This is a genomic window from Actinomycetospora lutea (assembly GCF_028737205.1).
In the GTDB taxonomy this organism is placed as follows: domain Bacteria; phylum Actinomycetota; class Actinomycetes; order Mycobacteriales; family Pseudonocardiaceae; genus Actinomycetospora; species Actinomycetospora lutea.
The window spans coordinates 135,618-160,341 of the sequence record NZ_JAQZAL010000016.1 but is presented as its reverse complement, the minus strand read 5'-3'; the positions used below and the strand labels follow the sequence as shown (position 1 = coordinate 160,341).

The following is a 24,724-nucleotide window of genomic DNA, read 5'->3' as shown; positions in this document are numbered from 1 at the left end:
CTCCCTCGATCAACCCGACACGCCGCCGCACACAACGTCTCGGGTCACGACAGCTGATATGGAGTGCAGTCCTGTCAAGTGAGCAGGGTTGTTCGAGCCTCGATGTGGCGCATCGGAGCTGGTCAGGGTGTTATAGGTCCGGCGGGGCCGGGTGGGTGGAGGCGTGTCGGCGGCGACGCGCGGTCAGACTGATATGCGCGGGTTGGTTACCGCATGACCGGGTGTTCGTCGGGAGCGTTCCGCGAATCTAGGGGCGAGCGTCGCCCCGTCCCGGCGGCGCCGGGACCGAGCTGCTCATAGCTGTATCGCGGGTCGCTCCTCGCGCTGCCTGCGTCCGCACCCGGCGCCCGCCGGGGCTTGTGGGTGGCCGAGCTCAGGCTGCGTGTTGGTCGTCGAGCACCGCCAGGCTCCAGCACCATCCGGCGAGCTCGCGGGCGACCGCGACCACCGAGACCGTCGGGCGCTTGTTGCGCTGCTCGAGGCGGCACCAGCGCTGGTGCAGACGCCGGTTGCCAGCCTCCGCGCGAGCCCGCACTGTCGCGGGCTGCCCGTCGGCGCGCCGGGCCCGTTCCCGGTTGGTGCGCAGCGGGCGGCGGTGATGCCAAGCCGCCTCGACCAACAGCCGGCGAGCATGGCTGTTGCCGGTCTTGGTGATCCCGCCCTGGACCCGACGGGCCCCGGAGGAGAACTCCGAGGGCACCAGCCCCAAGTAGGAGCCGATCGTCGAGCCGGTGAAGCGGTGCCAGTCGGCGACCTCGACACACAACCCGACCGCGGTCAGCGTCGAGACCCCACGTAAACAGCGCAGCCGCCCCACCGGCCCGGCCAACGCCGAGTCCGCCGAAGCCATCTCCGCGATCGCGACGTCGAGGCGGTCGCGGCGGGCATGCACGGTGAACACCGTGTCGAGGGCCTCGTCGAAGGCCAGCTGCAACCCGCGCCGGTCGAAGCGATGGCTGCGCAGCCAGTCCTCGTGCGCGCCGGTCCAGGCGCAGCGGTCCCAGATCAGGCCCTGGCGCAGCAGCAGCTTCGAGAGCCGATGGCGCGCGCGCATCAGGTCCGACCGACAGTCCTCGCGGGCCCGCACCAAGTCCCGGGCGGCCTCCTCGGCCTCGGTGGGCACCCGCACCCCCGGAACCTCACCGATGCGCAGCAGCCGGGCGAGCCGCTCCGCGTCGCGGCGGTCGGTCTTGACCCTGTCCCCGGCCGGGCGTTCCAGCTTCGAGGGCGCCACCACATCGCAATGCACCCCGGCGGCGCTCAGCGCTCTGGCCAGCCCGAACCCCGTGGGCCCGGCCTCGTAACAGGCCACCACCGGGCCGGGCTGGGCTCTGACCCAGTCCACGATCTGCTCGGTCCGCGCTCCGATCCGCGCGGTCCGGATCTCAGCGGTCGACTCGTCGATCGCGCAGCCCACCACCGAACGCGCGTGAACGTCCAACCCGACCCAACTACCCTTGCCAGGCACCGGCGCCTCCCCGTAAATGCGGCACCGCCACCAGCGACGGTGACCCGCGCCAACTTACGAGCGGAGGCGCCGGCCTCCATACGGTCTAGCCGCGCGGGGTCGCCCGCAGCACGAGGGCCGTGTGCGCCGGGACCGGCAGCACGGTCCCGGCGGGCAGCGGGTCGGTGCTCGGCGGGGCGCCGGTGGCGGTGCCCGCGTCGAGCACCGGCGCCCAGGCGGTGTCGCCGAACGCGGCGGGCAGCAGGACGTCGACGGGCGCGCCGCCGGCGTGCAGGACGAGCAGCAGCGCCGGGTCCCCGTCGACGCGCACCACCAGGGTCCGCCCGTCGTGGTGGAAGTCGGGCTCGGCGAGCTCGTCGCCGCCGGGGTGCAGCCAGGCGACGTCCGGGGTGGCGCCGTCGGGGTCGGTGTCCTCGCGGCCGTAGAAGAAGTCGGTGCGGCGCAGCGCCGGGGTGGCGCGGCGCAGGGCGAGGGCGCGCGCGACGAAGTCGACCAGGCCCGGTGAGGACAGCGCCGTCCACGACCGCCACGAGGTCTCGTCGTCGAGGCTGTAGACGTTGTTGTTGCCGTGCTGCGTGTGGCCGAGCTCGTCGCCGCCGAGCAGCATCGGGGTGCCCGCCGAGAGCAGCAGCGTGGTGAGCAGGTTGCGCGCCTGCCGCGCCCGCAGCGCCAGGATCGCCGGGTCGGAGGTCGGCCCCTCGGCGCCGTGGTTCCACGAGCGGTTGTCGTCGGTGCCGTCGCGGCCCTGCTCGCCGTTGGCCTCGTTGTGCTTGTGCTCGTAGGACACGAGGTCGGCGAGGGTGAAGCCGTCGTGCGCGGTGACGAAGTTGACCGAGGCGGCCGGGGTGCGCGCGGGCCAGTAGAGGTCCGAGGAGCCCGCGAACCGCGTGACGATCTCCGAGAGCGGACCGTGGCCGCGCCAGAAGTCACGTACGCCGTCGCGGAAGCGCCCGTTCCACTCCGCCCACGGGGCGGGGAACCCGCCGACCTGGTAGCCCTCACCGGTCGCGTCCCACGGCTCGGCGATGAGCTTGACCTGCGCGAGCACCGGGTCGTCGGCGATCTCGCCGAGCAGCGGCGTCGTCGGGTCGAAGGCGCCGCCGCGCGGGCGGCCGAGGGTCGAGGCGAGGTCGAAGCGGAAACCGTCGACGCCCATCGTCGCCACCCAGTGCCGCAGCGAGTCCACGACGAGCGCGCGCACCAGCGGCGAGGCGGCGTCGAGCGTGTTGCCGCAGCCGGTGACGTCGACGTCGCGGCCGCGGGCGTCGAGGGCGTACCAGCCGGCGGCGTCGAGCCCGCGCCACGACAGCGACGGGCCGTCGGCGGCGCCCTCGCAGGTGTGGTTGAACACGACGTCGAGCACGACCTCGAGCCCGGCCGCGTGCAGGGTCGCCACCATCGCGCGGAACTCCTGCTCCTCGCGGCCCGGCGACGACGCGTAGCCCGGGTGCGGGGCGAGGTAGGCCAGGGTCGAGTAGCCCCAGTGGTTCGTGCGGCCGCGGGCCAGCAGCGACGGCTCGGAGGTGTGGGCGAACACCGGGAGCAGCTCGACGGTCGTGACGCCCAGGGCGACGAGGTGGTCGACGACGGCCGGGTGGGCGACGCCGGCGTAGGTCCCGCGCAGGTGCTCGGGCACGTCCGGGTGCAGCTTCGTGAGGTCGCGCACGTGCGTCTCGTAGATCACGGTGTCCGCCCACGGCACGGCCGGCCGTGAGGTCGGCGCGGGGTCGAGGTCGGCGGTGACGATCCCGTGGGGCACGACGCCCGCGGAGTCGCGGTCGTCGCGAGCGCCCGAGAACGGGTCGCTACCGGCGAACGCGCGCGCCGTCGCGAGTGAGGTGACCGAGCCCTCGACACGGCGGGTCCACGGGTCGACCAGCAGCTTCGCGGGGTTCGTGCGCACGCCGCGGCCCGGGTCCCAGGGCCCGTGCACGCGCAGCCCGTAGGCGTCCCCGGCGTGCACGCCGTCGGCCTGTCCCGACCACCAGTCGCCCGAGCGGCGCAGCTCGATGCGCCGCTCGCCGCTGGCCTCGAGGAGGCAGAGCTCCACGGCCTCGGCGCTCGACGCGGCCGGGACGGTGACGCGGAGCACGTCGCCGTCGAGATGGGCGCCGGGGCGGGGAGCGGAGATGGGCATCGGAGCGAGATCGTGCCCGATCGCGGGGCGGGCCGTCGCCCGTCGGCGACTGTGATCCGTCAGGATGGCGGCCGTGACGCAGCCGGACGCGAAGCTGTCAGGGGAGCACGCCGATAGGGGAGCCGGACCCTGGATCCCGGACCCCCGCACGGCCGACCCCGACACCGTGATCCTTCTCGACGGTGTCGGCGTGCGCCGCGGCGGCTCCGATCTGCTCGCCGACCTGGACTGGACCGTCGAGCTCGACGAGCGCTGGGTGGTCATCGGCCCCAACGGCGCGGGGAAGACCACGCTGCTCAAGCTGGCCGCCGCCGAGATGCACCCCACGACGGGCACCGTCGACCTGCTCGGCGAGCGCCTCGGGCGCGTCGACGTCTTCGAGCTGCGCCCGCGCATCGGGCTGGCCTCGGCGAGCCTCGCGGGCCGCGTGCCGCCCGACGAGACGGCGTTCGACGTGGTGCGCAGCGCCGGGTACGGCGTGCTCGGCACCTGGCGCGAGCGCTACGACGAGACCGACGACCGCCGCGCGTCCGGCCTGCTGGCGATGATGGGCGTCGACGGCCTCTCCGGCCGGCGCTACGGGACCCTGTCGACCGGCGAGCGCCAGCGCGTGCTGCTGGCCCGCGCCCTGATGACCGACCCCGAGCTGCTGCTGCTCGACGAGCCGGCCGCCGGCCTGGACCTCGGCGCCCGCGAGGACCTCATCGAGCTGATCTCCGAGCTCGCCGCCGACCCGGACGGTCCGGCGACGGTCATGGTCACCCACCACGTCGAGGAGATCCCGCCGAACTGCTCGCACGCGATGCTGATGCGCGAGGGGCGCGTGGTCGCCCAGGGGCTGCTGGACGACGTGATGACGTCGGAGAACCTGTCGGCGACCTTCGACCAGCCGCTCGAGCTCACGAGCAGGCGGCGACGCTTCACCGCGTTCCGGCGTTAGGGTCGCGGCGCGCAGTGACCAGACCTGAGGAGGCTCGTCGGTGACGGAGTTCGTGCGGCTCGAGGTGGACGGCGGGGTGGGCACCATCCGCCTGGACCGCCCCCCGATGAACGCGATCAACCGCCAGCTGCAGGACGAGCTGGTCGAGGTCTCCGCGGAGGCGACCAGCCGCGCCGACGTGCGGGCGGTCGTCGTCTACGGCGGGGAGAAGACGCTCGCGGCCGGCGCGGACGTCAAGGAGATGGCCGCCATGACCTATTCCGACATGGCCGCACGGACCCACCAGCTCTCGCGCGGCTTCGGAGCGGTCTCCGAGATCCCGAAGCCGACGGTGGCGGCGATCACCGGCTACGCGTTGGGCGGCGGCTTCGAGGTCGCGCTGTCGTGCGACCGGCGCATCGCCGGCGACAACGCGACGGTCGGCCAGCCGGAGATCCTGCTCGGGATCATCCCCGGCGGCGGCGGCACCCAGCGCCTCACGCGGCTCGTCGGGCCGGCGAAGGCCAAGGACGTGATCTTCACCGGGCGCTTCGTCAAGGCCGCCGAGGCCCTGGAGATGGGCCTGGTCGACGAGGTCGTCGCGCCGGACGAGGTCTACACCCGCGCCCGCGCCTGGGCCGAGCAGTTCGCGAACGGCCCCACGCGCGCCCTCGCGGCGGCCAAGCACGCCATCGACCGCGGCATGGACATGGACCTGCGCGACGGGCTCGCGTTCGAGTCCGAGGTGTTCGCGGCGCTGTTCGGCACCGAGGACCAGACGATCGGCATGCGCTCGTTCGCCGAGAACGGGCCCGGCAAGGCCCAGTTCCTGGGCCGGTGACGGCTGTGGGGAGCCCGACGCAGGCCGAGGTCGACGCCGCACGCGACGACCCCAAGCTCGCCAACGTCCTGTACCACGACTGGGAGTCCGACTCCTACGACGAGAAGTGGTCGATCTCGTTCGACGAGCGCTGCACGACGTTCGCGGTGGACCGGTTCTGGGCCGTGAACCCCGGCTCCGAGACGTACGACCACGCCCTCGAGCTGGGCTGCGGCACCGGGTTCTTCCTGCTCAACCTCCTGCAGGGCGGGATCGCGCGGCGCGGCACGGTCACCGACCTCTCGCCGGGCATGGTCGCGGTCGCGACGCGCAACGCGGCGAACCTCGGCCTGGACGTCGAGGGCCGCGTGGCCGACGCCGAGACGATCCCGGTGCCCGACAAGTCGGTCGACCTGGTGGTCGGGCACGCCGTGCTGCACCACATCCCCGACCTCGACGCGGCGTTCCGCGAGATCCTCCGGGTGCTCCAGCCGGGCGGGCGGTTCGTGTTCGCGGGCGAGCCGACGCGCCTGGGCGACCTCTACGCGCGCAAGCTCGGGCAGGCGACGTGGTGGGCGACGACCCGGTTCGCGCCGGCGTCGTGGCTGCGCCCGCCGGCCGAGCTCGACGAGTCGTCGCGGGCGGCGGCGCTCGAGTCGGTGGTCGACCAGCACGTCTTCGACCCCGATCGTCTCGAGCGCTTCGCCCACGCCGCGGGCGCGGTGGACGTCCGCGTCGTCACCGAGGAGCTCACGGCCGCGGTGTTCGGCTGGCCGGTGCGCACCTTCGAGGCCGCGGTGCCCCCGGAGCGCCTGGGCACGGGCTGGGCGATGTTCGCCTACCGCACGTGGCAGCGGCTGTCGTGGCTCGACGAGCGGCTCGCGCGGGTGCTCCCGCGCTCGCTGTTCTACAACGCACTGGTCACGGGCGTGCGGCCCCCGGATCCCGTCCGCGTCTAGGTGGCGTACGCCTTCACCCTCGCCGACGTCGCGTACCTGGCCTCCGAGGCCGGGCGCGACGCCGTCGCGGGGGCGGTCCCGCTGCTCGGCGGGGACCGACTGAAGGCGGTGCAGACGCTGCGGGAGCGGCTCGGCGAGCGGGCCGCGCCCGTCCTCGAGACCGCGCTGCTGCAGGACCGGACCCGCGGGCGGGTCCCCGACGGCTGGCTGCTCACCGCCGACGCTGCCGAGCAGGCGACCGCCGCCCCGGTCGCCGCGCACCGCGCCGCCCGGCTCGCGGGCCGCGACGTGCACGACGTGACCTGCTCGGTCGGCGCCGAGCTGCACGCGCTGCGGGGCGTGGCGCGGCGGCTCCTGGGCTCCGACCTCGACCCGGTGCGCCTGGCCATGGCCCGCGTCAACGTGCCCGGCGTCCCCCTGGTGCGCGCGGACGCCCTGGCGCCGCCGTCGCGGGACACGGTGCTCGTCGCCGACCCCGCCCGCCGCACCGCCTCGGGCCGGCGCACCTGGCGCCCCGCCGACTTCGCCCCGCCCCTGGACGAGCTCGCGGCCACGCCCCACGATCTCGTGGTGTCCACGGCCCCGGGGCTCGATCCCGCCCTCGCGCCCTGGGCCGCCGAGGTCGAGCTCGTCAGCCTCGACGGCCGCGTGCGCGAGGCGGCGCTGTGGTCCGCGGGCCTCGCGACGACCCGCCGGCGTGCCACGGTGCTGTCGACCCGCGGGGCGGGGTTCGAGGTCACCGACGCCGAGGACGACACGTGCCCCGTCGCGCTGAGCGGGGAGTGGATCGTCGACCCCGACGGCGCGGTCGTCCGGGCCGGGCTGGTCCGCCAGTACGGGGCGCGCCACGGGCTCTGGCGCCTCGACGAGCACCTCGCCTACCTCTCCGGCGACGCCCCGCCGCCCGATGTGCGCGCGTTCCGCGTGCTCGAGCACGGCCGCTACACCGAGAAGACGCTGCGCGCGACGCTGCGGCGACGCGCCGTCGGCCGCGTCGAGATCCTCGTGCGCGGCCTCGACGTCGACCCGAACGCCCTGCGGCCCCGGCTCAAGCTCGCCGGGTCGCAGGAGGCCACCGTCGTGCTCGCCCGCCTCGCGACCGGCCCCGAGGCCTACGTGTGCGAGGCGGTGTGGGACGCAGCGGCCGAGCGGGTATCCGCGACCTCCGATCCGATCTGAGGAGGCCGTACCCCGATGGACGCCGAGAAGGCCCGCCGCGCGCTGACCGAGGAGCGCGAGCGCCTGCGCGAGATGGGCGCCTGGTCCCGGGAGCACGAGCCGGCCGTGGCCCCGGCGCAGGAGGGCGCGCTCGGCCAGCACCCCGGCGACTACGGCTCCGAGGTCGAGGAGACCATGGAGCGCCAGGGGCTCGCCGACGAGAGCGCGCGCCAGATCGCCGAGATCGACGCGGCGCTGGAGCGGATCGAGGCCGGGACCTGGGGCCGCTGCCGGGTGTGCGGGCAGCAGATCGACGACGAGCGTCTCGAGGCCCGGGCCCAGGCCGACACGTGCCGGGAGCACGCGGGCCGCTAGGACCCGGCCGCGGCCCCCGGCGCCGGGGCCGCGGCCGGCTCGAGGTCAGCGCCGGTGGCCCGCCGGATCGACGTCGCCGTCCAGGCGCACCTCCGGGCCCTCCAGCTGCTCGTCGGGGTCGCGGCCGATGGCCTGCCCGGCCTCGTCGAGGTCGGCGATGTCGTCCTCGGCGATGTCGTGGACGGCGGCCTCCTCCGCCGAGGCGGCACCGCCCGCGAGGCCGGCGTCGTCGGCCGCGAGGGAGCGCCCCGGCACCTGGTCGGGGTCGGGCTCGGCGGCCGTGAGGCGCCCGGTGCGGGCCTGACCCGCCTCGGACGCGATCTCGCCCTCGGAGAGCTCGGGGCCGGGTGCGGTGGCCGCGCCGCCGCTGTCGTCGGGGATCTCGCGGGCGAGGCGGTCGTCGATCGTCTCGCGCTCGCGCTGGCCCTCGGGCGTGGTGTCGGGGTCGTCGAGGCCGAACGGCCGGTTCGGGGCCACGACGCCGGCGTCGAGGCCGTCGGTACCCGGCCGGCCGTCCAGCGTCTCGCCGGACTCCAGCTGGACGCTCGCGCCCAGGTCGGGCTCTTCGGGGACCTCGTCGCTGTGCTCGGGCTCGGTCATCCCGGCGGCTACCCGCGGGGCGCGGACACCATGTCGTCGCGCAACCGGCGTGCCAGCGCGTCCCGCACGCCGTCGACGTCGGTGCCCTCGGGCACGGCGACGTCGACGGTCCGGCCCCCCGGGGCGCGCCCGCGGCGGTCGGCGAGCACGGTGCCGCGCGCCGGGCCGAGCGAGGTGTCGACCTCGAGCTCGAGCGGGATCGTCGCCAGCGTGCCGGGCGCGACGGCCTCGAGCAGCGCGACCGCGTCGTGGATCGGCACGCGGTCGACGCCGTCCCGTGGGTCGAGCTCTGCTCCGCTCCGTCTCCCGATCGCTTCGCCGCGCCCGTACACATGACGGGTCGCGGCCAGGGCGTCGCCGACGGGGCCGGAGGCGGCGAGGTCCGCGAGCCACACCTGGTCGACGGTCACCACGTGCGTGAGGTCGAGCGGGACCAGCGTCGTCGGCACCCGCTCCTCGACGAGCACCCGGCGGGCGGCCTCGGGGTCCGACCAGACGTTGAACTCCGCGCCCGCGCTGACGTTGCCGCCGATGCCGATCGAGCCGCCCATGACGACGAGCCGCCCGATGCGCTCGGCGAGGTCCGGGCGGGTGGCGAGCAGGAGCGCGACGTCGGTCAGCGGGCCGATGGCGGCGAGGACGACGGGCTCGTCCGACGTCTGCAGCACGTCCGCGATCAGGTCGAGCGCGCGCCCCACGGGCTCCGGACCGAGCGGGGCGAAGCGCTCGGCGACCCCGCCGAGCCCGTCGTCGCCGTGCACGTCGGCCGCCCGCCGCGTCGTCGGGTGGATCAGCGGGCGCTCGGCGCCGACCCCGAGCGGGACGTCGCCGCGCCCGAGCAGCCCGAGCAGGCGACGGGCGTTCGTCGTCGTGGTCGGCAGGTCGACGTTGCCGAACACCGCGGTGACGGCGCGCAGGTCGACCTCGGGGGCGCGGGCGGCGAGGGCGAGCGCGTAGGCGTCGTCGACACCCGGGTCGGTGTCGACGATCAGCGGCGTCACGGGACGTCGACCTCCTGTCGGGTCGGGAGCGAGGGCTGGGCGCCGGGGCGGGTGGCGGCGAGGGCGCCGGCCCGGCAGGCGCGCCGCAGGGCGGGCTCGTCCTCGACGCCCGTGGCCAGCGCGAGCGCGAGCGCCGCGGTGAAGGCGTCGCCGGCCGCGGTGCCGTCGACGGCGTCCACCGGGGGCGGCTCGACGGTCGCGACCACCCGGCCGCGCCGGCGCAGCTCGGCGCCCGCGGCCCCGTGGGTGATCGCGACGGCGACGAGGTCGTCGAGGTCGGCGTGCGCGGCGAGGGCGCCGAACTCGCCGGCGTTGACACAGAGCAGGTCGACGCCCGCGAGCACGTCGCCGGCGACCGGCCGGACCGGGGCGGCGTTCAGCACGGTGAAGCCCGGCGCGGCCATGGCGGTCGCGACCGCCTCGTCGGGCACCTCGAGCACGGTGAGCACGACGTCGGCGTCGAGGTCCTCGGGGGCGACCGCCAGGGTGGCGTTGGCGCCGGCGTCGATGACGATCGTGGTCTCGCCGTCGTCGTCGACCTGGATCATCGCGGTGCCCGTGGGTGCCTCGGCCGCGATCCGGATGTGGCGCAGGTCGACCCCGCCCGCGCGCAGGAGCGTGAGGGCCTCGCCGGCGAGGGGGTCGTCGCCGACGGCGGCGTGCAGGCTGACCCGGGCGCCGAGACGGGCCGCCGCGAGGGCCTGGTTGGCGCCCTTGCCGCCGGGCACGCGCGTGACGCCGCGGGCGGTCAGCGTCTCCCCGGGCGCCGGGAGGCGCTCGACCCGGGCGACCAGGTCGAGGTTGACGCTCCCGACGACGGTCACGGTCGGCGGGACCCTCGGGCCGGGCGGGGACATCGGGCGATCGTAGGGTCGTCACCGTGAGGTCGGATCCGCGCCAGCCGCGACTGCTCACCTGGGCCTCGCTGCGCTGGATCGTGCGCCACCGCGCGTGGTCGCCGTTCTACCTGGTCCGCTACTGGCGGATGCTCAAGGTCCGGTTGCGCCAGCCGCACATCGTGCTGCACGGGCTGGTGTTCCTGGGCAAGGGCGTGCAGCTCGAGGCGCGGGAGGGGTTCGGGCGCCTGGAGATCGGCCGGTTCGTGCACATCGGCGACCACACCCGCCTGCGCTGCCACGAGGGGTCGCTGCGCATCGGGGACAAGTCGGTGTTCGGCAACGAGAACACGGTCAACTGCTACCTGGACATCGAGTTCGGCGAGGCGACCCTGCTCTCCGACTGGATCTACGTGTGCGACTTCGACCACCGCTACACCGACGTCCACCTGCCGATCAAGGACCAGGGCATCGTCAAGTCGCCGGTGCGCGTGGGGCCGGAGACGTGGATCGGCACGAAGGTGACGGTGCTGCGCGGGGCGCGGGTGGGGCGGGGCTGCGTGCTCGGCGCGCACGCGGTGGTGCGGGGCGACGTGCCGGACTGGTCGGTGGCCGTGGGCGCGCCGGCGCGCGTCGTCCGCGACCGGATGGCCGACTACGAGGCGGCCGCGGCCGAGCGCGAGGCCCTCGCCGACATCGCGCGCAAGACCGCGCTGGCGGCGGGGCAGGCGGTGGGCTCCGACGGCGCGCCCGGCACCTCGGCGGGGGAGCCCGCGCGCCCTCCTACGTGAGCGAAATTCGGGGCTATGGCCCCGAATTTCGCTCACAGGGGCCGGTCAGGTGAGCCCGAAGACGTTGCCGGTCGGGATCTTGGGGCGGCCGAGGTCGCGCGGGGGAGCGGGGCGGGCGGTGGCGTAGACCTCGGCGGTGCGGTCGGCGATCGCCGGCCAGGCGAAGTCGGTGTGCAGGCGCGCGCGGGCGGCGTCGGCGCGGGCGCGCGCGGCCGCCGGGTCGTCGAGGCAGCGGATCACGGCCCGCGCCAGGCCGGGCACGTCGCCGGGGTCGAAGGACAGGCCGGTGACGCCGTCGACCACCACCTCGCCCAGCCCGCCGGCCCGCGACGCGACCAGCGGCGCGCCCGCGGCCGCCGCCTCGAGGGCGGTGATCCCGAAGGGCTCGTAGCGGCTGGGGAGCACCGCGGCGTCGGTGCGGGCCAGCAGGTCGCGCAGGACGGCGTCGTCGACGTGGCCGAGCAGCCGGACCGACCGCCGGACGCGGGCGACGCGGGCCCGCTCGGCGAGCCAGTCCGAGCACGAACCGGTCCCCGCCACGTCCAGCTTCGTGCCGGGGTGGGCGCGGCGGATCGCGGGCAGCGCGGCGACGAGGTCGTGCACGCCCTTCTCCCACTCGAGGCGCCCGAGGTAGAGCAGGGTCGGCGGGCCGGGGCGGCGCTCGGCGGTGCGCAGCCAGCTCGCCGGGTCGATCCCGTTGTGGACGACGGTGACGTCGTCGGGGTCGAGGTCGAAGAGCCCCGAGACTTCCGTGCGCATCGCCTCGGAGCAGGTGATGACGGCGTCGGCGCGGCGGGCGAGCCACCACTCCACGGAGTGCACCTGCTGGTTGAGCGTCTGCGAGAGCCAGCCGCCGTGCCGGCCCGCTTCGGTGGCGTGCAGCGTCGCCACCAGCGGCCCCCCGGTCAGGTCGGCGACGGTGATCGCGGCGTGCGCGACGAGCCAGTCGTGGGCGTGCACGACGTCGGGGCTCCAGCCGCGCAGCAGCGTGCCCGCGGCGCGCAGCATCGCGTGCCCGAGGCCCAGGGTCCACGCGACGAGGTCGCGGACGAACTCCAGGTGCGGCGGGTCCTCGGCGACGCGCAGGACGCGCACCCCGTCGTGGCGCTCCAGCGTGGTCGGGTGGGTGTGCGCGTCGGTGCCGGTGGGCTGGCGCGCGACGACGACGACGTCGTGGCCGGCGTCGGCGAGGGCGGTGGCCAGCGCGTGCACGTGGCGTCCGAGCCCGCCGACGACCACCGGCGGGTACTCCCAGGAGAGCATCAGCACGCGCACGCCTTCTCCCTCCCTCCGGCCGCTAGGCGAGCGACCCTACTCCCGAGTAGGTAGGGGTGGTGCGGCGGCGGTCACCCGACCGGCCCCGCCGCAGCGCGCGGGCGTCGAGGCGCCCGAAGGCGTCGTCCTGCGCGGTGAAGGCCGCGGCGCGGGCGGCGGCCTCGGCGTGGCGGCCCGCGGGCAGCAGGTCGGTGAGCTCGCGGACCCGGTCGCGGTGCTGCGCCGCGCGGCGCCGGGCGTAGTGGACGGCGGACTCCTTGGTGACCATGAACGCCCAGTCGCTGGACAGGGCCAGCGCCGCCTGCGTGGCGAGCGCGTCGAGGGTGGCGTCACGGCCCGCGGTCGGCGCGGCCCCGTCGACGGCGGCGAGCAGCCGGCGCGCCACGTCCTCGTTGTCGGCCACCATGTCGCGCACCGCGAGCCCGTCCCACACCCGCCAGTCCTTGCCCGACCCCCACGACGACGCCGGCAGCACCACCGGCTCCTCGACGTGCCCCGCCGCGACCGCGCCGCGCAGGGTGGTCACCCGCACCCCGGCCTCCGGCAGCGCGGTCAGCACGGCCTCGAGCCACGCCGGGCCCTCGTGCCACCAGTGACCGAACAGCTCGGTGTCGAACGCGCTGACGACGAGGCCGGGTCGGCCGCGGCGATCGCGCAGCGTCTCCAGACGCCGTCGCACGGTGGCCACGAAGTCCGCCGCGTCCCGCGCCACGGCGGCCGCCGCGCGCGGGGGGTCGTAGGGCTTCTTGTCCGCGGTGGCGACGCGGCGCCCGGTGACCCGCGCGGGCTTGAGGCCGGTGGTGTGGTCGTAGGTGTGGAAGTCGCGGTAGTCCGCCGCGCCCGGGTAGCCCGCGCGCGGCGACCACACGCGGTAGGTCACCTCGAGGTCGCGGGCGAAGGCGACGACGTCGGTGCCCTCGACGGGGTGGGCCGCCGCGGTGGCGCCGCGCAGCGCCGGGCCGTCGACGAGGAAGCGCTGCACGCCCGCCGCCGCGTAGTCCTGCTCCAGACCGGGGGCGTAGCCGCACTCGGGCGCCCAGATGCCCGCCGGGCGCCGGCCCAGGCGCAGCGCGGCGTCGCGCAGCCCGGCGTCGAGGAGGAAGCGGCGCACGCGGCCGGGCAGCAGCGGGGCGAACGGGTGGGTCGCGGGCCCGCCGAGCAGCTCCACGACGTCGTCGTCGGCCAGTCGGCGCAGCACGGGCGAGCCGCCGTGGCGCCAGTCGCGCTCGAAGACCTCGAGGGCGTGAGCGGCGGCGCGGTGCTCGCGGGTGGCCAGGGCCGGCTGGAGGACGTGGGCCTCGTGCGCGCGCAGCTGCCAGTCGGCGAGCCACGTGTGCATCGCGCGCAGGGCCGCGGGGTGGTCGAGCTGGGCGGCGAGGACCGGTGTGACGCCCAGCGTCAGCAGGTCCCGGTGCCCGCGCGCGGCGAGGCGCTCGAGGGTCTCGACGACGGGCAGGTAGGAGTGCGCCCAGGCCTGGTAGAGCCAGTCCTCGCCGACGGGCCAGGCCCCGTGGCGCAGCAGCCAGGGCAGGTGCGAGTGCAGGACGAGGCAGAACGTGCCCACCGGTTCCCTGCTCAAGCACGCTCCTCTCGTCGGCGCCCGGCGTCGGAGTCTGTCACGGGCGCGCCCCCGGAACGGTGACGAGGCATCACGTCGCCGTCCTCCTCTCGTTGACCCGAGCGAACCACTCCTCGACGTCGAGAGGGATCCTGTGAGCCGCGCATCCTCGCCGGAGTCCTCGCTGGCCCCTCGCCCGTCCCGGGCGTGCCCGTCACCACCGCCGACCAGTGCACGGGCGGCGGCGGCGAGCTGACCGCCGGCGGCACCTCCTGCTCGGGCGGCGGCGACACCGGCGACGTGGTCGTCACCGAGGCGGCGGCGGGCGCGATGCGCCAGGCGCTGCCCGAGTCGGTGGCCGACCCCGTGCTCACGCTCGCCGGACGGCGCTGACCAGCAGGTCCAGCGAGGCGTCCACATCGTCGGCGCCGTCGGCCTCGTCGGCGCGCAGGTCGAAGTCGTCGGCGGTCACCGCCGCCACGTCGGCGGCCAGCCCGTCGGGCCAGGCCTCCCCGGAGAGCGCCAGCGCGATCTGGGCGTCGATCACCGAGCCGCCGTGGCGGGCGTCGAGCTCTCGCAGCCCCGGCCCGTGGTGCAGCCCGGTCAGGGCCTCGACCTCCAGGCCGGCGTCGGTGATCAGGGACGCCAGCTCGGCGCCGGTGAGCTCGCGGGTGTGGAACGGGTTGAGCGGGCGGTCGCCGGGGCCGGCGCCGGGGGAGAACGTCAGGCGGTTGGGCGTGGCGCAGTGCAGCCGCCCGCCCGGGCGCAGGACGCGGGCGCACTCGGCGAGGAAGCCGGGCTGGTCCCACAGGTGCTCGATCACCTGCAGGGTCACGACGGCGTCGACGGACGCGTCGGCGACGGGGAACGCCTGGAGGTCGGCCCGCACGGTCGGCACCTGCGGGTACCGGGCGGCGACGTGGGCGGCGACGGCGGGGTCGAGCTCGAGGGCGACGACGGTCCTCGCGGTCGTCGCGAGGAGGGCGGCCCCGTAGCCCTCGCCGACCCCCGCGTCGAGCACGACCGCTCCGGCGCACGCGGGCGCCAGCGCCCGGTAGACGGCCTCGTGGCGCCGGAACCAGTAGTTCTCGACGTCCAGCCCCGGCACCGTGCGCTCGCCGGTGAGGGGCAGATCAGACGTCTGAGCTGGGCCGATGTCGAGCATTGGTGACCGCCCTAGCCTTCGGTAGTTTCGTACAGCGCTCCGTGTGGTGATAACTTAGCACCGTGGACGCGCTGGCCGATCTCGTCGATGAGTGGATGCTGACCCTGACCGAGGTCTCCGAGGAGACCCGTACGGTCTATCGCCGCGGCGCCGACCAGTTCACCGCGTGGCTCGCCGAGGCCCACCCGAAGCTGACCGAGCCCCACCAGATCACCACCCGCCACATCCACGAGTGGATGCGCCACCTCGCCGACGCCGGCCGGTCGAAGGCCACCCGGCGGGTCCGGCTGATCGCCGTGCGGCTGCTGCTGGGCTACCTCGCGGCCGAGGGCGTCATCGAGGTCAATCCCGCCGCCGGCATCGCCCTGCCCGAGGCCGAGGAGCACGTCGTGCCGGTGATCCACGACGAGGATTTGACCCGGCTGCTGCGCGCCACCGACGGCCCCGGCTTCCTGGAACGCCGCGACACCGCGGCGATGCGCCTGCTGCTCGACACCGGGTGCCGCCGCGGCGAGCTGGCCGGGATCAACCTCGACGATGTCGACCTGCGCGCCCAGCAGGTCACCCTCTACCGGACCAAGGGCTCCCGGCCGCGGATCGTGCCGTTCGGGGCGAAGACCGCGCTGGCGCTGCGGAAGTACTTGCGGGCGCGGGCCAAGCACCCGGCGGCGGCCTCCGCGCCGCTGCTGCTCACCCAGCGCCCGGGCGTCGTGGGCGGGTGGCGGCTCTCCGGCGGCGGCGTAGCCGAGATGCTCGCCCGGCGCTGCGCCGCGGTCGGCATGGCACCGATCAACCCCCACAAGTTCCGGCACACCTGGGCGCACGACCTGCTCGCCAACGGCGCCAACGAGGGCGACGTAGAGAAGCTCGCCGGATGGCGCTCGCCGGTCATGGTCCGCCGTTACGGAGCGAGCGCCGCCGACGAGCGCGCCCGCGACGCCGCGCGGCGGATGGCTCGCGGCGACCGCGTCTGACCCACCGCAGAAGCGAGAAGGCGTTCGGCTTCTCTCCCCAAAGCACGGTCGCCGCCCCTCGGGCCGCGGAGGATGCAAACCCCATTTCGAGCCCGGCGACTTCTACTTCTTAGCCCGCGGTCCCCTGCCGACCTGGTGCCAGCTTCCCCAGGCGGCGAGCCTCTCTGACCCACCTGTGGACCCTGCTCACCGGCACCTCGGACTCGTCGGCCATGGCCTTCGCCGGTGATCTGGTGAGTGCGGCGTGCAGCGCGTAGCGCCTCGCCACTCGGTCCGCGAACGCCTCCGCACTCTCCTCCGGATCATCCCGCAACACGGGACCGGTGCTGACAAGCATGTCTCTGAGCTGTTCTCCGTCAAGCGGACGGTTCGCCAACCGCTCCAACGTCGCGAGCGGGAGCCGCTGCACCTGGTCGGATGCCACGCGATGGTTGCTCCGGACGACGACCTCCTGGACGACGGAGCGGTGGCGGGTGTCCAGACCCATCCGAACGAACACCTCCACGTCACCGGCCAGGCCGTCGACCACGTACCAGCTCCCGTCCCCCAACTCGGGCGTAGTTCGGACACGACGCAGGGAGGGGTCGTCGTCGCGCACGGCGGCCAACCTAGCGGCGGCCTCACCGGCCGCCCGATTCACGGCTCTCACGGCTCCTCCCTGTGGCGTGTAAGAGTCATCACTTGTGCGCTCCTCGCCGCAGGGCCAGGCTGCTCGGCCATGACGCACAAGTCTCATGAGTTAGACGCTAGCGGGGCCGAGCGGAGGCTGCGAGCTCGGATCGCGGCCAACCGTCGCTGGGCGAGGGCGAGCACTCACGATCGGAGCGCTGCGACGGCTCCGGCCCGCGCCGGGCTGGAGGCCAAGTGGGAACGCGAGGTCGACCCCGACGGCACGCTGTCACCTCAGGAACGCGCTACCCAGGTCGAAGCCGCTCGCCGGGCGCACTTCCTCTCGATGGCTCTCAGGTCCGCGCAGGCACGACGTCGACGCACGGGCGCATGAGGGCGCCGACCGAGAAGCCCACAGCGGAGGAGGGCGTCGTGGCGTGGCTCGAGGCTCGAGGTCATGAGGGGGTGCGCGCGGCAACGTATGCCGAGGTCGTCCGCGCCAAAGAGGACGCCGCCTTCGCTGAGCGCGCCGGGGCTTTGATCGCGAACCCACCGCCGGAGTTCTACCGGCATCGCCCCGGCCCGCCGCGGGACCTCGCGCACGAGGCGCTCGAGGCCCTGGTGGACGGGCACCGTGAGAACCAGGTCACCGCCACCCCGCCGTGGCCGACGCCGGTGGTGTCGACGAGCCCGCGAAGGGACAGCCGCCCAGCGAAGGGGACAGCGGTCGGGACAGTCGTGCGATCATCGGAATATGCGCCTGACCAGCGCGAACATGACAGTCGGGACAGTCGGGACACCGAGGGTGTCCCCACCAGCAGGCGCCCCGCGCGCCCTACGTCGTTCACGGCCGAAGAGCTGATGAGGATGACGTTCGCGCCGCCGCGATGGGCGGTGCCTGGCATCGTGCCCGAAGGCGTCACGATGCTCGCGGGCCCGCCAAAGGTCGGCAAGAGCTGGTTGAGCATGGGCTTGGCCGTCGCCGTCGCGAGCGGCGGGAAGGCCCTCGGCGCCATCGACATCACCGAGGCCGGCGACGTCCTCTACCTCGCGCTCGAGGACACCGACCGCCGGCTGCGCGACCGGCTGGGCAAGGTCCTCGCCGGTGCCCCGCTCCCGCGGGGCCGGCTCACGTTCTCCATCCAGTGCGAGCCGCTGGACGCTGGCGGCGACGAGCGCATCGCCGAGTGGCTCGAGGCGCACCCCGACCGCCGGTTGGTCGTCATCGACGTCCTCGCCCGCGTCCGTGGTCGCACCGATCCTCGAGGCAGCGCCTACGACGCCGACTACAGGGTGATGTCCCGCGCCAAGCGCCTGGCCGACGACTACGGCGTGGCCGTCGTCGTGGTCCATCACACGAGGAAGGCCGCGGCGGACGACTTCCTGGATCTACTGAGTGGCACACAGGGCCTCGCCGGTGGGGCAGACGGAGTGATGGTGCTACAGCGGGCTCGAGGCCAGGCCGACGGCACCCTGCACGTCGTCGGCCGCGACGTCGACGAGCAAGAGCTAGCGCTCTCGTTCAGCGCGGAGCACGGCACGTGGTCCCTGCTCGAGGGGCCTGCGCTCGAGCACCTGGTGTCCGACACCCGCGCGGCCATCCTCGCCCACCTTCGCGAGCATCCGGGGCAAGGGCCTAAGGCCATCGCCGCCGCCACGGGCCTGTCCTACGAGCTGGTCAAGCGGACCGCCGGGCGTATGGCCGACGACGGACAGCTCACGCGCGGCAAGCGCGGCACGTACACCGTTGTCCCCACGGTCCCGACTGTCCCTTCCCCAGGTCAGGGCCGTAAGGAGCTGTCCCGTTCGCTGTCCCCTTCGCTCGAGCTGTCCCTACCGGAGTCTGTGTGCGAGCGCTGTGGGCAGCCTTGCGCCGTCCTGGTCATGGGTCGGTGCCGGTCGTGCGCCTACCCGGCCGGCGACGGGCTCGACGAGGACGAGAAGTGAACCCGCCGGCCCGCCGGCCCCAGCCGGCCCGCTGCGCCCTGGTGCGTTGCTCCGAGCTGGTGCCCACCGACGAGGGCGCCGCCGGCCCCCGAGCTGTGCCAGGTGCACGAGGTCGACCCCCTGGCCGGTCTCCCGCGGCCCTGCCGCCGGACCCTGGTCGTGGTCGCGCCGAGATCGGCGGTGAGGGACACTGGTCCGAGGACGACGGTGCCGACCCGCTACGGGGCGCCGGTCAAACAGGCCCCGAGCCGGGGCCAGGGGAGCACGTTGTCCACCACGGGCCTGGCCCGGCCACGCCCCCCGCGGGCGGTGACGAGGACGACGACGCCGACGACTTCGACGGTTGGCACGCGGTCGCGGCCCAGTGCTTCGAGCTGGGGTGCTGCGACGACGCCGGGCCGGCCACGTTGCTGTTGCGGTGCTCCGACATCGTCGCGATGGGCCCGCAGGCCCGCGACGCGGTGGAGAGCCTGACGTCGTGGCCGCCGATCTCGTCGTGTAGCTCCTGCTCGCCCCGCTGCCCGGATGAGGTACCGCAGACATGGCCACAGTGATCGACCGCATCGGCGCCGCCGGTGACATCCCTCAGCAGATCGCGCAGGCGATCCTGGGCGAGGTCCGCACCGAGTCCACCGTGATGAGCCTGGGCCGGCAGGTGCCGGTGTCGACCCGGGACAGCAGCGTCCCGGTGCTCACCTCGGTACCCGACGCGTCGTGGCTGACCGGCGAGACGGGGGCGCCGGCCCGCAAGGCCGTCACGGCAGCGACCTGGGAGTCAGTGACCCTCACTGCCGAGGAGCTGGCCGCGATCGTGATCATCCCGGACAGCGTGCTGGAGGACTCCGAGTGGGATATCTGGGCCGCGGTCCGTCCGCTGATCTCCCGCGCGTTCGCTCGCCGGGTGGACATGGCCGTGATGTTCGGGGCCGGGGCGCCGGCTAGCTTCGGGGCCGGCATGGTCGCCGCGGCGACCACGGCCACCCAGGTGGTCACCCCGTCCGCGGACAGCGCCGCTGATCTGCTGGAGGCCGCCGAGCAGGTATCTGTGACGGAGCACGCGCCGACGGCCGCGGTGGTCCGGCCGGGCTGGCAGTACGCCGCAAGCCGCGAGCGCACGCAGAGCCTGACCGCGAACCCGGTGGGGTCGACCTACCCGCTGTCGGTGGCCGGCCTGCCGATCCGGGTGGACCCCACCTACTGGGACGCCGCCGTGGCCACGGCGATCGTCGCGGACTGGCAAAGCGTGCTCTACGGCATCCGCCATGATCTCTCGTTCGAGATGTTCAACTCCGGCATCGTGCAGAACCCGGACGGCACGATCGCGACCAACCTTCTGCAAGAGGACTGCACCGCCATGCGGTGTGTGCTGCGCATCGGTCACGTCCTGGCCGAGCCGGTGAACTCGGCGGGGGTGGCCGACGTCCCGGTGGCCACTATCGGCCCAGCTGCCTGACCCCAGTTGCTTGGCATGGGCTGTTTCACTTGTATGACGTTGTCGGCTCGATACGGGGGGTGGAGAGCTGATCACCAAACGCGATCTTGTTTTGATCCCGATGGACGCGGCACCCACGGCCGAGCCGGGCGGGGTCGACGCCTGGGAGCGGTTCGCCAAGCACCTCGCCGACCCCTCGCCGGACCGGGTGCGCCCGGGTAGTGCTGCGCCTGCTCGACGACGGGGACGATCTCGCGTCCTGGCGACCGACGGAGTTCGCAAGGGCAGCACGGGGTCCGGCGCCACCGTCGCCGATGTCCGGGTTCTCGCCGTGACCCTCCGCGACGAGCTGGTTGGTGAGTCGTGAGCGCGCAGGGCAACCCGGACCGCAGGCAGAACGGCCAGTACGTGTGGGATCTGGATGCGTTCGAGCTGACCGTCGACGGCATGTCGCAGGAGCTCACGTTCTGGCTCGATGACCGGTCGTTCGGGGCCGCCACCGCCCGGCGCTTGCACGCCGCGCTGGGCTGGGCCCTCGGTCGCCACACGACCCCCCGCAAGCCCCCGGACCGCACGGGGGACGGCGTGGACGTCTGGGAGATAGATCGCGTCGTCAGCCTCGGTGAGCAGCGCCTGGACCCGTTCAAGCTGACGCACGAGCGCGGGCCGGGACCCCGCGGTCCTGCGTTCCAGCTCGATGACTGGTCGTTCGGGTACGCCACCGCCTCGCGTCTGCGCGCCGCGCTCGGCTGGGCCCTCGCCGGCTACGAAGGTTTCGGATGGGAGCGGTCGTGATCGTCACCGTGGCTGCGGGGAAGGCGGAGACCGTGGCGGGATCCCCCGGCCCCCACCCCCGCGCCGCACCGGGAGGTGCTGGTGTCGCCGGTACGACCACCCTGGATCGAACGAGGGGGTAGATCATCTTGGCCCCTGACAACGGCCCCGCTCCGCCCGACATGGGCCTAACGGGGCGTCGGTGGTGGGACGCGGTCGCCGGCGTCTGGCAGCTCGACGCGCACGAGATCGAGATGCTCCGTCGCGTCGTGGCAGTCGCCGACCGGATCGAGGCGCTCGAGGCCCTCGTCGCCGACCAGGGGTTCCTGGCCGATGGCCGGGACGGCCCGAAGGCTCACCCGGCGCTGACCGAGATTCGGCAGTGCGAGGCCCTGTTGGGCAAGCTCGTCGCCGGGCTAAGGGTGCCGGACCGCGACGGCGTCCGTCCGCAGACCCGTGGCGGCCACCGTAGCGCCCACCAGGGTCGGCGGACCTACCGGTCGGGTGTCGGTCGGATCGGCCCGGTCCCGTCGTGAGGGCGCCCGACGACCGGCCGCGTGACGTCACGTTCGCGAGCGCGCCCCTCGAGCTCTGTCGGTTCCTGGTCCGGGAGTGGTGGCCGGCCCCGCAGGGCGCGGAGAACTACCTGCGCGAGTCGGACCTCATGCACCACCACGACGACATGTTCGGGCAGGCGTGGACCGCCCACATCCGGTGGCGCCGGGCGCGCACGGCGTGGCTTGAGGAGCAGGGCGTGGACCGGCACGACGCGGTGGCCTACACCCACGACGACGCCGACCGTGATGCGTGGGCCGAGGTGCTCAGCGCGTACGACAAGCACGCCGCCGGAGGCTGACGAGCAGTGGCTCGAGGTCGTCGGTCGACGTCGTCACCGGACAGGCTGTGGCTGGTGTCGACCCGGTGTGGTCCCAACGGCGCGACGAGGGGCCCCACCCCGGCTGGGATGAGGCCCCTCTGGTGTCGGCCGGTCAGACGCGCAGGGCGCGGTAGCCGGCGTCCTGCGGGTCGGTGAGGGCCCGGTACGCAGCGTAGCCGGTCTCCTTGCCGGAGCCGACGCTGAACCGGCCGGTGCCCTCGTTGTACTTGCCCGCGATGCCGTTCCACCGGGGGCCACCGGACCAGTCGGTGATCTCCTGCAGGATCGCGCGGGCGCGGACCTGCCCGGGGGAGTCGCCGGTGTAGTAGGGCCGGCCGAGCGCCCCGATCGCGGCGATCATCGGCATGGCCCGCAGCACCAGAGTGGGGTCCCGGAAGGCCTCGCGCCCGAACGTCTCGAAGACGTAGCCGAGCCAGGCCACGGCCGCGGAGTAGAGCCGGTCGAAGTCGACCCGCTGACCCTCCACGTCGCCGGGGATGGGCCCGGCGCCGTAGGAGACCGCGCTGACCCCGCGGGCCACGGCGGCGACCATGGTCCGGGCGCCCAGCATGGTGAGGACCTTGTCGCTGGCCCGACGGACCTGGCGGGCCTCGTGCTCGAGCGGGATGTCCAGGTCGTTGAACACCCGCCGGGCCACCTTGGTCCACGGGTCGCGGATGTCGTGGCTCAGCGTCAGGTTCGGGGTGATCCCGACGCCCTGGCCGTTGAGGTCGGCGAAGTGCTGGGCCGCCCGGTCGGCGTCGAGCCCGTCGTAGACCTGGATGACCAGGGGGACCTCGAGCAGCGCGCGCAGGCGCTTCTCGTCCTGCTCGGCCAGGTACATCGACTCGAGGGCGTAGCAGCGGCTCTCACCGTCGAGCAGGAAGCCCATGTTGAAGGGGTCGACGTCGTACTCCTGGACGCCCGCGATGAGCTCCTCGCCGGCGATGAGCGGGGCGGGCAGCCAGATGTCGAACTTCCACACCGGCCCGATCCACGTGCCGTCGGGCATCAGGTTCTGGTTGACGTAGTCCGGCAGGTCCCGCGTGGCGTTGACACGCTTCGCGCCCTTGAAGTCCCGCTGGATCATGCCGTGAAGGCCGGAGATGCGGCCGACCTGGTGGGCGAACTGGGGGGACGGCTTGCGCCCGACCAGCTCGGTGACCGGCACGGTCAGCATCCGGACCTGCTGGTAGTTGCCGACGAAGACCTTGGGCTGGTCGAGCCCGCCGGTCTGCATGGCGGTGATCGTCTGTCGCATGTCGTGTCTTTCTCGTGTTGGGCGAGGGGACACGCATCGCTAGACTCGAGGTGCGAGGTCGAGCTGGTCGCGATGCGTGGCCACTCAGTGGGAGCCCGGGGCCGGTGTGCCCCGGGCTTCTTCTTTATATCACCCCGAGCCTCCGCGTGCACTACCCCGGGGGTGCCTCAGGCCATCTCGGGGCTCCCCGTTACACCCTTGCCGGCGGTCACCAGCGCGCGTCGTCGACCAGGCCCGCCAGTGGGGTCGTAGCCGGCGACCTGCAGCACTTGTCGAACCACGTCGGCCGGTCCGCGCCCTGGCGGGTGCTGCGCGCCGACCGGACGCGTGCTGCGCGCCGACGGGCCCGACACCTCCGGGTCCCGGAGGGCTGGCACGCCACCCGCGGCCACGACGCCGCGTGGGCCCTCGATCGGCGCGCCGGGGCGTCACCCGCGGGCGGATGGCCCTCCCGGAGTCGAGGCGTGGCCTGCGTGGGGGGCACGGTCTCCCGCCACCGGTTTGATCATTGGGTGGGTTCAGTGCGGCGGCTGGCTGCTGTTCTGGCTCGTCATGCCCGTCGGGCTTGCGAGTGCGTAGCTCCCGCGATCGAGGCCAAGACGCTTCGGACGATGGGCGAGGTGATCGCGGAGCGCGGCGATGTCGGGCCTCGGGTCCACAATGATGCCGTGGCCATCCGCGCGACGAGCATCCCCCACAGGCGGGACATCGAGATCAGTCCGTCGGCCGACGCTGACTCCCTGGCGATCATCAGCGAGCTGTGGCAGAAGTGCGGCGAGGGCGTGCTTGAGTGCCGAGAGCACGACGACAATCCACGCCTGGCCGCCAAGCGTGACCCGATCGACGGGCGGGTCCACGGGGCCTGGGTCTACCTGCAGAAGCGCAACGGGATGTGGGTCATCTGCCACCATCCCTCGGTTCGGCAGAAGTGGGGGCTCGAGGACCACATCGTCCACGAGATGACTGACCAGCACCGGTGGCAGCAGGACTACTGGCAACGGGCCGGCGACGATGCCGGCTACACCACCGACCAGGAGGTACGCCTCCCGAGCGGGAACCGTCTCGACGTCGCGATCACCGGCCCAGACGGCCTGGTCGTCGGCGTCGAGGTGCAACACAGCACGCTCACCGAGCGCCAGGTCCTCGGCCGCGACAAGAAGGCAGGCAACGTCGGTGTCCCGCTCGTGTGGTCCGCCGACCGCCCGCACAACGCGTGGGCCTACAAGGTCACCCACGTGGAGACCCAGGAGCTGCCGCGCTCGCGGACGCCCCGGAACTCGTGGACGGTCATCGGCGGCCCCCGCAAGATGCGCGTCGAGAAGTGCCGACCGCTCAACTTCGACGCCTGTCCCACGCCTGGTCGTAGAGGACGGCACTGCGGGGGGTGGCACCCCCGGTGGGAGCCCTATCCCGGCCTGACGGTGGACCGGGTCGCCGAGCTCGCCCCTGTGCGCCAGCTCCTCCGCGTTGACGCGCACTCCAGGCAGGGCATCGTCATGCTCGACGCCGTCGACCACCGGAAGTACGTGGACGAGTTGGAGCCGCTCCTCGTTGGCGGGCCCAGGCACCAGGACAATCGTGGTACCAGCGCGCCCTGCGCGTACGGAGTCGACCCGTCGTTGATCCCTGAGCCTCGGGTCGCCGGCAGATGCGAGCGCTGCGATCGACCTGGCGTCCCGGGTGGCCTAGGGTCCGATCGGCTTATCAACGGGAGGTGCGTGCGCTGCGCCTACCCGGCTGGCGGCGCGCCCGACTGATGCAGCCAACCCGTCATCGGGCGCCTTCCTC

Annotated in this window: 24 protein-coding genes; 14 read left to right on the top strand and 10 right to left on the bottom strand. The window is 74.1% G+C overall.

Going from position 1 to position 24,724, the window contains the following annotated elements:
• Positions 1 to 373 precede the first annotated feature (373 nt).
• The gene (locus PHK61_RS18770; protein ID WP_274282536.1) at positions 374 to 1,468 is read right to left on the bottom strand and encodes an IS110 family RNA-guided transposase; all 1,095 of its coding nucleotides are present in this window, start codon (positions 1,466 to 1,468) and stop codon (positions 374 to 376) included.
• Positions 1,469 to 1,553: 85 nt separating this feature from the next.
• Positions 1,554 to 3,605 (bottom strand): glycogen debranching protein GlgX, encoded by a 2,052-nt coding sequence (gene glgX, locus PHK61_RS18765; protein WP_274282535.1) that lies wholly within the window; start codon positions 3,603 to 3,605, stop codon positions 1,554 to 1,556.
• Between the two features lie 133 nt (positions 3,606 to 3,738).
• Here glgX and PHK61_RS18760 point away from each other — a divergent pair, with 133 nt between their 5' ends.
• The 5 genes from PHK61_RS18760 to PHK61_RS18740 are packed head-to-tail and all read left to right on the top strand — an operon-like array spanning position 3,739 to position 7,836.
• A complete protein-coding gene (locus PHK61_RS18760) occupies positions 3,739 to 4,545 on the top strand; it encodes an ABC transporter ATP-binding protein (RefSeq protein ID WP_274282540.1) in 807 nt (268 codons plus the stop codon).
• Between the two features lie 40 nt (positions 4,546 to 4,585).
• A complete protein-coding gene (locus tag PHK61_RS18755) occupies positions 4,586 to 5,365 on the top strand; it encodes an enoyl-CoA hydratase/isomerase family protein (protein ID WP_274282534.1) in 780 nt (259 codons plus the stop codon).
• Complete coding sequence (locus PHK61_RS18750; RefSeq protein ID WP_274282533.1) at positions 5,362 to 6,303, top strand: class I SAM-dependent methyltransferase; 942 nt, start codon at positions 5,362 to 5,364, stop codon at positions 6,301 to 6,303. The genes PHK61_RS18755 and PHK61_RS18750 overlap by 4 nt, the downstream gene beginning before the upstream one ends.
• The gene (locus PHK61_RS18745) at positions 6,304 to 7,482 is read left to right on the top strand and encodes a THUMP-like domain-containing protein (RefSeq protein WP_274282532.1); all 1,179 of its coding nucleotides are present in this window, start codon (positions 6,304 to 6,306) and stop codon (positions 7,480 to 7,482) included. It begins immediately after the preceding gene.
• A gap of 15 nt (positions 7,483 to 7,497) precedes the next feature.
• Positions 7,498 to 7,836 (top strand): TraR/DksA C4-type zinc finger protein, encoded by a 339-nt coding sequence (locus PHK61_RS18740; protein ID WP_274282531.1) that lies wholly within the window; start codon positions 7,498 to 7,500, stop codon positions 7,834 to 7,836.
• Between the two features lie 45 nt (positions 7,837 to 7,881).
• Here PHK61_RS18740 and PHK61_RS18735 read toward each other — a convergent pair whose 3' ends face one another.
• From PHK61_RS18735 to PHK61_RS18725, 3 genes are read right to left on the bottom strand one after another with little or no spacing between them, the layout of a single operon-like run.
• Positions 7,882 to 8,436: a DUF5709 domain-containing protein gene (locus PHK61_RS18735; protein ID WP_274282530.1), complete on the bottom strand. Its 555-nt coding sequence runs from the start codon at positions 8,434 to 8,436 to the stop codon at positions 7,882 to 7,884.
• An 8-nt stretch (positions 8,437 to 8,444) separates the two neighbouring features.
• Positions 8,445 to 9,437, bottom strand: a complete 993-nt coding sequence (locus tag PHK61_RS18730) for a nucleoside hydrolase (protein WP_274282529.1) — start codon at positions 9,435 to 9,437, stop codon at positions 8,445 to 8,447.
• Complete coding sequence (locus PHK61_RS18725; RefSeq protein WP_274282528.1) at positions 9,434 to 10,294, bottom strand: ribokinase; 861 nt, start codon at positions 10,292 to 10,294, stop codon at positions 9,434 to 9,436. Before PHK61_RS18725 ends, PHK61_RS18730 begins: the two co-directional genes overlap by 4 nt.
• A gap of 23 nt (positions 10,295 to 10,317) precedes the next feature.
• On the opposite strand from PHK61_RS18725, the gene PHK61_RS18720 reads away from it, so the two are divergent.
• The gene (locus PHK61_RS18720) at positions 10,318 to 11,064 is read left to right on the top strand and encodes an acyltransferase (RefSeq protein ID WP_274282527.1); all 747 of its coding nucleotides are present in this window, start codon (positions 10,318 to 10,320) and stop codon (positions 11,062 to 11,064) included.
• Between the two features lie 45 nt (positions 11,065 to 11,109).
• On the opposite strand, the gene PHK61_RS18715 is transcribed toward PHK61_RS18720, so the two are convergent.
• Positions 11,110 to 12,339 (bottom strand): glycosyltransferase family 4 protein, encoded by a 1,230-nt coding sequence (locus PHK61_RS18715; protein WP_274282526.1) that lies wholly within the window; start codon positions 12,337 to 12,339, stop codon positions 11,110 to 11,112.
• Positions 12,340 to 12,361: 22 nt separating this feature from the next.
• Complete coding sequence (locus PHK61_RS18710; RefSeq protein ID WP_274282525.1) at positions 12,362 to 13,918, bottom strand: 1,4-alpha-glucan branching protein domain-containing protein; 1,557 nt, start codon at positions 13,916 to 13,918, stop codon at positions 12,362 to 12,364.
• Between the two features lie 186 nt (positions 13,919 to 14,104).
• On the opposite strand from PHK61_RS18710, the gene PHK61_RS18705 reads away from it, so the two are divergent.
• Entirely contained in the window at positions 14,105 to 14,290 is a 186-nt protein-coding gene (locus tag PHK61_RS18705; protein ID WP_274282524.1) for a hypothetical protein, read from the top strand.
• Here PHK61_RS18705 and PHK61_RS18700 read toward each other — a convergent pair.
• Positions 14,268 to 15,062, bottom strand: a complete 795-nt coding sequence (locus PHK61_RS18700; RefSeq protein ID WP_274282523.1) for a class I SAM-dependent methyltransferase — start codon at positions 15,060 to 15,062, stop codon at positions 14,268 to 14,270. The two genes, PHK61_RS18705 and PHK61_RS18700, sit on opposite strands and share 23 nt — an antisense overlap.
• 62 nt (positions 15,063 to 15,124) lie before the next feature.
• On the opposite strand from PHK61_RS18700, the gene PHK61_RS18695 reads away from it, so the two are divergent.
• Positions 15,125 to 16,036 carry a tyrosine-type recombinase/integrase gene (locus PHK61_RS18695; protein WP_274282522.1) on the top strand — a complete coding sequence of 304 codons (912 nt, stop codon included), beginning with the start codon at positions 15,125 to 15,127 and terminating at the stop codon, positions 16,034 to 16,036.
• Between the two features lie 109 nt (positions 16,037 to 16,145).
• On the opposite strand, the gene PHK61_RS18690 is transcribed toward PHK61_RS18695, so the two are convergent.
• A complete protein-coding gene (locus PHK61_RS18690; protein WP_274282521.1) occupies positions 16,146 to 16,634 on the bottom strand; it encodes a hypothetical protein in 489 nt (162 codons plus the stop codon).
• Between the two features lie 443 nt (positions 16,635 to 17,077).
• On the opposite strand from PHK61_RS18690, the gene PHK61_RS18685 reads away from it, so the two are divergent.
• From PHK61_RS18685 to PHK61_RS18665, 5 genes are all read left to right on the top strand, one after another.
• The gene (locus tag PHK61_RS18685; RefSeq protein WP_274282520.1) at positions 17,078 to 18,592 is read left to right on the top strand and encodes an AAA family ATPase; all 1,515 of its coding nucleotides are present in this window, start codon (positions 17,078 to 17,080) and stop codon (positions 18,590 to 18,592) included.
• A 541-nt stretch (positions 18,593 to 19,133) separates the two neighbouring features.
• On the top strand, positions 19,134 to 20,045 hold the full coding sequence (locus tag PHK61_RS18680) for a phage major capsid protein (protein WP_274282519.1): 912 nt from the start codon (positions 19,134 to 19,136) through the stop codon (positions 20,043 to 20,045).
• Between the two features lie 342 nt (positions 20,046 to 20,387).
• Complete coding sequence (locus PHK61_RS18675) at positions 20,388 to 20,819, top strand: hypothetical protein (RefSeq protein ID WP_274282518.1); 432 nt, start codon at positions 20,388 to 20,390, stop codon at positions 20,817 to 20,819.
• 161 nt (positions 20,820 to 20,980) lie between these two features.
• Positions 20,981 to 21,334 carry a hypothetical protein gene (locus tag PHK61_RS18670; protein ID WP_274282517.1) on the top strand — a complete coding sequence of 118 codons (354 nt, stop codon included), beginning with the start codon at positions 20,981 to 20,983 and terminating at the stop codon, positions 21,332 to 21,334.
• Positions 21,331 to 21,654 (top strand): hypothetical protein, encoded by a 324-nt coding sequence (locus PHK61_RS18665; protein ID WP_274282516.1) that lies wholly within the window; start codon positions 21,331 to 21,333, stop codon positions 21,652 to 21,654. The genes PHK61_RS18670 and PHK61_RS18665 overlap by 4 nt, the downstream gene beginning before the upstream one ends.
• Positions 21,655 to 21,787: 133 nt before the next feature.
• Here PHK61_RS18665 and PHK61_RS18660 read toward each other — a convergent pair whose 3' ends face one another.
• Positions 21,788 to 22,936 carry a DNA sulfur modification protein DndB gene (locus PHK61_RS18660; protein ID WP_274282515.1) on the bottom strand — a complete coding sequence of 383 codons (1,149 nt, stop codon included), beginning with the start codon at positions 22,934 to 22,936 and terminating at the stop codon, positions 21,788 to 21,790.
• A gap of 611 nt (positions 22,937 to 23,547) precedes the next feature.
• Here PHK61_RS18660 and PHK61_RS18655 point away from each other — a divergent pair.
• A complete protein-coding gene (locus PHK61_RS18655; RefSeq protein WP_274282514.1) occupies positions 23,548 to 24,693 on the top strand; it encodes a hypothetical protein in 1,146 nt (381 codons plus the stop codon).
• Positions 24,694 to 24,724: the final 31 nt, after the last annotated feature.

What these genes read in the sequence shown, in the direction of transcription:
- glgX (WP_274282535.1), bottom strand. Translation starts at nt 3,605, where the DNA reads ATGCCCATCTCCGCTCCCCGCCCCGGCGCCCATCTCGACGGCGACGTG.
- PHK61_RS18740 (WP_274282531.1), top strand. Translation starts at nt 7,498, where the DNA reads ATGGACGCCGAGAAGGCCCGCCGCGCGCTGACCGAGGAGCGCGAGCGC.
- PHK61_RS18735 (WP_274282530.1), bottom strand. Translation starts at nt 8,436, where the DNA reads ATGACCGAGCCCGAGCACAGCGACGAGGTCCCCGAAGAGCCCGACCTG.
- PHK61_RS18725 (WP_274282528.1), bottom strand. Translation starts at nt 10,294, where the DNA reads ATGTCCCCGCCCGGCCCGAGGGTCCCGCCGACCGTGACCGTCGTCGGG.
- PHK61_RS18700 (WP_274282523.1), bottom strand. Translation starts at nt 15,062, where the DNA reads ATGCTCGACATCGGCCCAGCTCAGACGTCTGATCTGCCCCTCACCGGC.
- PHK61_RS18680 (WP_274282519.1), top strand. Translation starts at nt 19,134, where the DNA reads ATGGCCACAGTGATCGACCGCATCGGCGCCGCCGGTGACATCCCTCAG.
- PHK61_RS18670 (WP_274282517.1), top strand. Translation starts at nt 20,981, where the DNA reads ATGGGCCTAACGGGGCGTCGGTGGTGGGACGCGGTCGCCGGCGTCTGG.
- PHK61_RS18660 (WP_274282515.1), bottom strand. Translation starts at nt 22,936, where the DNA reads ATGCGACAGACGATCACCGCCATGCAGACCGGCGGGCTCGACCAGCCC.
- PHK61_RS18655 (WP_274282514.1), top strand. Translation starts at nt 23,548, where the DNA reads ATGGGCGAGGTGATCGCGGAGCGCGGCGATGTCGGGCCTCGGGTCCAC.